At 51.9% G+C, this 7,037-nt stretch carries 10 protein-coding genes; all 10 read left to right on the top strand.

Going from position 1 to position 7,037, the window contains the following annotated elements; all coding sequences use genetic code 11:
- Positions 1-1,194 (top strand): cytochrome ubiquinol oxidase subunit I (locus tag B2067_RS00625; RefSeq protein ID WP_301387170.1); only part of this gene is annotated, 1,194 nt, incomplete at its 5' end.
- Between the two features lie 10 nt (positions 1,195-1,204).
- Positions 1,205-2,338, top strand: a complete 1,134-nt coding sequence (gene cydB, locus B2067_RS00630) for a cytochrome d ubiquinol oxidase subunit II (RefSeq protein WP_301387171.1) — start codon at positions 1,205-1,207, stop codon at positions 2,336-2,338.
- A 12-nt stretch (positions 2,339-2,350) separates the two neighbouring features.
- Positions 2,351-2,473 (top strand): cytochrome bd-I oxidase subunit CydX, encoded by a 123-nt coding sequence (gene cydX, locus B2067_RS00635; protein ID WP_068441844.1) that lies wholly within the window; start codon positions 2,351-2,353, stop codon positions 2,471-2,473.
- Positions 2,470-2,781 (top strand): cyd operon YbgE family protein, encoded by a 312-nt coding sequence (locus tag B2067_RS00640; protein ID WP_068441841.1) that lies wholly within the window; start codon positions 2,470-2,472, stop codon positions 2,779-2,781. The genes cydX and B2067_RS00640 overlap by 4 nt, the downstream gene beginning before the upstream one ends.
- Positions 2,782-2,878: 97 nt before the next feature.
- Complete coding sequence (locus B2067_RS00645) at positions 2,879-3,256, top strand: rhodanese-like domain-containing protein (RefSeq protein ID WP_301387172.1); 378 nt, start codon at positions 2,879-2,881, stop codon at positions 3,254-3,256.
- A gap of 54 nt (positions 3,257-3,310) precedes the next feature.
- Complete coding sequence (locus tag B2067_RS00650; protein ID WP_301387173.1) at positions 3,311-3,934, top strand: Tll0287-like domain-containing protein; 624 nt, start codon at positions 3,311-3,313, stop codon at positions 3,932-3,934.
- A 42-nt stretch (positions 3,935-3,976) separates the two neighbouring features.
- Positions 3,977-4,411: an OsmC family protein gene (locus B2067_RS00655; protein WP_301376602.1), complete on the top strand. Its 435-nt coding sequence runs from the start codon at positions 3,977-3,979 to the stop codon at positions 4,409-4,411.
- Between the two features lie 132 nt (positions 4,412-4,543).
- Entirely contained in the window at positions 4,544-6,076 is a 1,533-nt protein-coding gene (locus tag B2067_RS00660) for a DUF4331 domain-containing protein (RefSeq protein ID WP_301387174.1), read from the top strand.
- Between the two features lie 30 nt (positions 6,077-6,106).
- Positions 6,107-6,364 (top strand): hypothetical protein, encoded by a 258-nt coding sequence (locus B2067_RS00665; protein WP_301179881.1) that lies wholly within the window; start codon positions 6,107-6,109, stop codon positions 6,362-6,364.
- Between the two features lie 153 nt (positions 6,365-6,517).
- The coding region (locus B2067_RS00670) for a tetratricopeptide repeat protein (protein WP_301387175.1) at positions 6,518-7,037 on the top strand (520 nt) is incomplete at its 3' end.

Below are 7,037 nucleotides of genomic sequence, written 5' to 3' on the forward strand. Positions count from 1 at the left end.
TGGCTCGTTGCGATCGGTTCGAATATGTCTGCACTCTGGATTCTGATTGCCAATGGTTGGATGCAGAACCCCGTTGGCGCCGAATTCAACTTCGATACCATGCGTATGGAGATGATGAGCTTTTCCGAGGTGATTTTTAATCCGGTCGCTCAGGTGAAGTTTGTACACACAGTGTCTGCCGGATACGTGACGGGCGCCATGTTTGTGTTGGCAATCTCGGCGTACTACATGCTGAAGAAACGCGATTTGCCTTTTGCCCGTCGCTCATTTGCGATTGCTTCAAGTTTCGGTCTGGCGTCCATTCTTTCTGTCATCGTACTGGGTGACGAATCAGGTTATGAGATCGGCGAAGTTCAGAAAGTAAAACTTGCAGCCATTGAGGCGGAATGGGAAACCCACGAACCCCCGGCGGCATTTACCCTGTTTGGAATTCCCGATCAGGAAAATATGGAAACCGACTACGCGATTAAAATTCCGTACGCACTTGGGCTGATTGCTACCCGCTCCGTCACCGAAGAAGTGAAAGGCATTAAAGATCTCATCGCTGAACACGAAGTGCGTATTCGTAACGGTATGGTGGCGTATGATCTGCTAACCCAGATTAAAGCAGGCGACCGTTCAGAGGCTACGATTGCCGAGTTCCGGTCCCGGGTGGATGATCTGGGGTACGGGCTGCTCCTGAAAAAATACGTCGAAAATCCGGTCAATGCGACGGAAGAGCAGATCAAACTGGCGGCTCAGAATTCGATTCCAAGGGTGGCGCCAATGTTCTGGACCTTCCGGATTATGGTCGGCCTGGGCTTTATGATGCTGGTGCTGATCGGCCTTTCGTTCTACTACAGCGCGAAGGGGACGGCTGAGCGACAGAAGTACCTTCTGCGCGCTTTAATTATTGCTCTGCCTGCGCCCTGGATTGCCTGTGAAATGGGATGGTTTGTGGCCGAGTTTGGTCGTCAGCCGTGGTCGATTGGCGGAATTTTGCCGACGCATCTCTCTGTATCGACCCGTTCGGTTGAAGACATCTATATGAGTCTTGCTGGCTTTATCGGTTTTTATACGCTGCTTCTGGTCGCAGAAATGTATCTGATGATCCGGTTTGCGCGTCTGGGCCCATCCAGCCTGCATACAGGGCGTTATCACTGGGAGCAGGACAGCAACACTGATTCTGTTTCGACCTCATCGGCTCAGGCGTAAGGAGATCACCATGGAATACGAACTGCTTAAAATTATCTGGTGGGTACTTATTGGTGTTCTGCTGATTGGTTTTGCTGTGACGGATGGTTTTGATATGGGCGTTGGCGCTCTGTTGAAAGTCATTGGTAAAACCGACAGCGAGCGCCGGGTAATGATGAACACGGTTGGCCCGCACTGGGATGGTAATCAGGTCTGGTTTATCACAGCAGGCGGCGCAATTTTTGCCGCGTGGCCTGTGGTTTACGCGGTCGCGTTTTCAGGTTTTTACTGGGCATTGTTGCTGGTTTTATTTGCCATGTTTTTCCGCCCCGTCGGATTTGAATATCGTTCGAAAGTACAGGACCCGCGCTGGCGCAATGCCTGGGACTGGGGGCTTACTGTCGGGGGCGCAGTACCGGCATTAGTGTTTGGTGTTGCCTTCGGTAACTTGTTGTTGGGCGTTCCTTTTACGTTAGATGAATTTATGCGGTCGACCTACACCGGTTCGTTCTGGGCGCTGCTCAATCCATTTGCGTTGTTGTGCGGTGTGGTCAGTCTGCTGATGCTGGCGATGCATGGCGGGACGTACCTGCAAATGCGCACAGCTGGGCCGGTACACGAACGTGCCCGCCGCATTTCAGTTCTGTTGGCCGTGGTGGTTGCTGTGGCCTTTGCTATTGGAGGGTTCTGGGTCAGCCAACTGGATGGGTACGTGATTAAAGCGGCGTCCAATCTCGGAGGCGTGACCACGCCGTTGCAAAAAAGCGTTGAGCTTCAGGCCGCTGGTTGGCTGGATAATTATGGTCGATACCCGTGGATGCTGGTTGCACCCGTGGTGGCGTTCATCGGTCTGGCGCTTGCCGCGTTGCTGAGCATGGCGAATCGCGGTGCACTGGCGTTTATCAGTAGCTCGTTTGCGGTTACCGGGATCATCTGCACGGCCGGTTTCAGTCTGTTTCCGTTCCTGATGCCCTCAAGCACAGACCCATCCCATTCACTGACAATGTGGGACGTGACCTCCAGTCAGCTGACTCTGCACATTATGTTTTGGGTAGCGATGATCTTCGTGCCGATTATTCTCAGCTACACCGCCTGGGGCTATTACAAAATGTGGGGTCGCCTGACCACTGACTTTATTGAAGATAACCAATATTCAACCTACTGAGGAGCCTTGAAAATGTGGTATTTCGCATGGATTCTGGGCGTACTGCTCGCCTGTTCATTCGGCCTGATTAATGCCCTGTGGCTGGAAGTTAACGAAAACCTGGATCGCGAGCCTGATCCAGATGATGCGCCATGACGGCTCCGGTTGACTATCGTCGCTATGGCCCGCTGTATGCGGGCTGGGCGAGAGCTCTGTCGTTTCTGTTGGCGGTCGGACTGTCGGTCGCGTTACTGGCTATGCCTCAGCTAGTGGCAACCGATACGCGTGAGCTGGAGCATGGGCCTCTTTCACTCGGCCTTCTGGGGATCAGTGCAGGCTTTATTCATGGTGTGGGCTACGTACCTTTGATGGCTGTCTGGCGCTGGCTTTTCAGTCCTTATGTGGCATGGCCTCTGATGCTTTGGTGTGCCTGGTGGTGGTCTGAGGTCATCTGGGCCTGGTGATTCCGGCAAATGGTGATTCAACAGGAGAGGCTTGTCTTTAAGTATTCCTCTGTGGTTATATTGAAGAAGACAAAGCTCGTTAACTGGAGTGGTATTTATGAGTGTAATGACCCGCGATGATCTGCTTGCAGAAGCACGTGCATACGTAAACCCCGTCGAAGCCGATGCTGCACAGGCGATGTTAGACGCTGGCACTAAAGTGCTTGATGTTCGTGAACCCGCTGAATACATGATGGGACACCTGCCGGGGGCAGAGAATGTTCCCCGTGGTGTGCTCGAATTCAAAGTGGCCGATCATCCTTTGTTGGCTGATAAAGACGCTGAAATACTCCTCTATTGCAAAAATGGGGGGCGCAGTACCCTGGCGGCCCACACGCTGAAACGCATGGGGTTTTCTAACGTGAAAATGCTGGTAGGTGGTTACGATGGCTGGGAAGGCCATACGGTAGAAACTGATCCTAGTGTTTATAAGTAAATAAAGCAGTCAGCAAAAATAGTATTTTCTCTTTCTGAATCAGTGGGTGTCATTATGGCTAGCAGATCGAAAAGCGCATTTAAAAAAGCATCGAAAAATGAAATTCTACGACCTTTGCTGCTGTCGGCTATCGGCCTGTTAAGCAGTGTCAGTGTGCAGTCTGATGGTCCCGCTGGTGATGTCTCAGAAGATTATATGGTGGTCGAAGCGCGGGCTCAGACAAGAGCCTTTGCACAGGGCCTGAAAGAAACCCTGATGCAAGGCATGAAGTCCGAAGGACCTCTGGCGGCAATCCAGTTTTGCAATACTGAGGCGCCGGAGATTGCTGCAGCACACAGGAAAGACGGTTGGGAGGTTGGCCGGACATCGGAGAAACTCCGTAACCCGAATAACGCGCCGGATGCATGGGAGTCCGCCGTGCTTGAGTCCTTTGCGCAACGTGCAGCCGCCGGGGAACCGCTGGCGACCATGGAGGCCTCTTCGCGTGAGGACGGTACCTTCCGTTATATGAAAGCCATTCCTGTCGGAGGGCCCTGCGTGGTCTGCCATGGTGAGCAGCTGGCTGAGCCGGTAGCTACCCGTCTCAGCGAGCTTTATCCAGAGGACAATGCGCGGGGTTATCAGCCTGGCGACCTGCGTGGGGCGTTCACTCTGACTTACACCTTTGAAAAGCAGTAACTCGTCCGGAGTTCTGATAGTCAGTAACAGGAGCTTAGAGAGATGGAACACAAAGTATCTGTCACCTGGAAGAAAGACGGCGAATTCAGTCACGAGGGCTTTGAACGACGACACGATATCGCTTTCAAGTCGCAAGTTCACCTGCCTGCTGGCGGTGCTGGTAATGATTTCGGTGCTGACCCGGAGCAGATGCTGGCGGCGGCTATGTCGAGCTGCCATATGCAAACCTTCCTCGCGTTGGCGGCTAAAAAGCGCTTAATTGTTGAGTCATATCACGATGATGCCGAAGCTGTGCTGGCACAAAGGGAAGATGGCAAATTCTACATTGCCACCCTGATCCTCCGGCCATGTGTGCAGTTTGGTGGTGATAAGGTGCCGGATCAGGCAGCCATCGATGCTATGCATGGTAAGGCGCATGAGCATTGTTTCGTCGCTAATTCGGTGCTCTCAGAGGTTGTTCTCGAGCCTGTCTATTAGATAGTCGTGTAGTAGGTACCAGAGCAGGTCTGAGGTAAAACAAACTTTTTTGAAAAAAATCACATCCAGTTTCTGAACTGTCCCGTACAGGTAAATACACATTGAGTGTTTAACCTGAAATCGGGAGCAGTTATGAAAACGCACGCCACACTTCTGCTCAGTGCGATTACCGCGCTGACAGCTATGAATGCAAGCGCTTCGAGTCACCGAGAAGCACCGAACGTTACCCGCCTGCCGGCCATCGACTCTACGGACTTCTATGCGTTCCGCAGTTATGAAACTGATCGTGAAGACTACGTGACTCTGGTTGCGAACTATATCCCGCTGCAGGACGCCTATGGCGGCCCAAATTACTTCGCGATGGACCCGAACGCTCTGTACGAGATTCACATCGATAATGACGGGGATGCTGTTGAAGACATTACTTTCCAGTTCCGTTTCCAGCAGATGCTGCGTGAAGGAAGTGGTTTCGCTCTGCCGATTGGCGAAGGCGAGAATCTTAAAAGCGTCGCCATTCCTCTGAAAAACTTCGGCAACGTTGATACCGATGGCAGCGCCAACTTCTACGAAACCTACAGCATCAAAAAAGTCAGCGGTGATCGTCGTACTGGTTCTGCAATCAGTCTGACCGATGGTTCTGGTGAAGCGACTTTTACTAAGCCACTCGACAATATTGGTGAGAAGTCATTTACCGACTATGAGGCTTACGCAGGCGGTTTTGTACACGACCTGACTATTCCTGGATGTGACGCGGGCGGTAAGGTATTTGTTGGCCAGCGTAAAGACCCGTTCGTCGTGAATCTGGGTAAAACATTCGACCTCGTGAATTACGTCCCTCTGGATGGTGATGGCAGTGCACAGGACGATGCAAACGACGATCTGGCAGATAAAAACGTCACCTCTATTGCTCTGGAAGTACCGATCTCGTGTGTCACTGGGTCTGGTAATGGTGTGATTGGTGCCTGGACCAGCGCCAGCCAGCAGCAGGCTCGTATTCTTAATCCAGAAGCATCGTTCGCTAAGCCGGAAGTCAATGGCGGTGCCTGGACTCAGGTATCACGCCTGGGTATGCCGCTGGTGAACGAAGTTGTCATCGGCCTGAGCGATAAAGACACCTTTAACGCCTCTGAGCCTAAAGACGATGGTCAGTTCGCAGATTACGTGACTCATCCCACCCTGCCTGCCTTGCTGGATATTCTGTTCCGTGACGCGCTGGGTGCATCAGACAACATTGCTCCATCCAATATTCCGCGTACCGACCTCGTTACTGCGTTCCTGACCGGCTTCCCCGGTGTGAACCAGCAGTCGACGGTTACCGCTTCAGAGATGGTACGTCTCAATACCATACAAGCCCCTACACCAGCCGCTGATCAGAACGCGTTTGGTGTAGTTGCCGGAGACCTGGCGGGCTTCCCGAACGGTCGTCGTCCTGGTGATGATGTTGTGGATATTGCACTGCGTGTCGTGATGGGCGCTCTGTGTCATCCAGTCGACCTCGATGGTGACGGAAATGCGACAGATGATCTGGGCCTATGTGAGCCAGCTGATGCGCCAACGGGTGACCAGCCTTTCTCTGACCTGGCTCCGATCGATTCGACGTACGTCAGCGACACCTTCCCATACTTGCTGGCGCCACTTGCAGGTTCAGTAAACCCTGCACCGTAAGATCCGCAACCGTGAAGTAAGGAGTGTTATATGAAAACGCGTAACTTATTAATGATAGGGAGTATTGCACTGTTAAGTGCATGCTCCGACAGCAGCAACAACAATTCGACTGTCGACCTTCCTGACGTGGATGACAATGTCGCCGAACAGACTGAAGTTCTGCTCACTGAATTGGTCGACGATATTTTCATGGCATCTGAAAATTCAGAGCCAGTAAAAATAAATGAACTTGAAATTGTTGACGACGCTGACGAGTTCTCTTTCTCGTATCTCACTGGGGGTGAGTAACCTTTTGGGGCTGTTCTGCAGCCCCGTTTTTTTCTCACCAGATATTCTGAAAATCAACGGACAAAAATTATGTTAATCAGTGGCTTAATTAAAAATCTTTGTTTTGGTCTTTCTACGGCAGTTATTTTAATGCCGGCTTTGGCAGCACCTGCAATGGCTGATACATCTTGGTCTGAGCCTGATGACAATGCGGTGGTTGCACGTTGGAGCAAAGAAGAAATCAAGCCGCTGCCTCAGACTTTTGCACAGCGCATGGATGAAATAAAAAAGCATTTTGAGCATGCCGACAAGCCCGGTGAGTCCTGGCGGTATGATCGTATTTACGTTCTGATGGATGGCTTGGAGTATGAACGTGGCGCAGTATCTGAGATACCGGTAGACGAGCTGACTTATTATCGTGCCCGCCTGTTACAACATCGACATGAATTTGCCCGGGCTGCGAGCCTGCTGCAGAAAATCCACTCCGATTCTGCGTATTACAGCAGTGCACGCCTGATGATGGCACAGGTATATGGTGAGCAGAATCAAGAGAAAGCGGCACGAGAAGCTTGCGTTTCTCTTATGTTGGAGCAATCAGATCTCGCCGCCGTTTGTAGTATCGGCTTGCAAAGCACGGCGGGGTCAGCAGGCCACGGTATCCTGACTTCACTGCTCAAGCGACTGAGTCATGACA

Source organism: Thalassolituus sp. UBA2590 (genome assembly GCF_002339775.1).
Taxonomy (GTDB): domain Bacteria; phylum Pseudomonadota; class Gammaproteobacteria; order Pseudomonadales; family Oceanobacteraceae; genus Thalassolituus.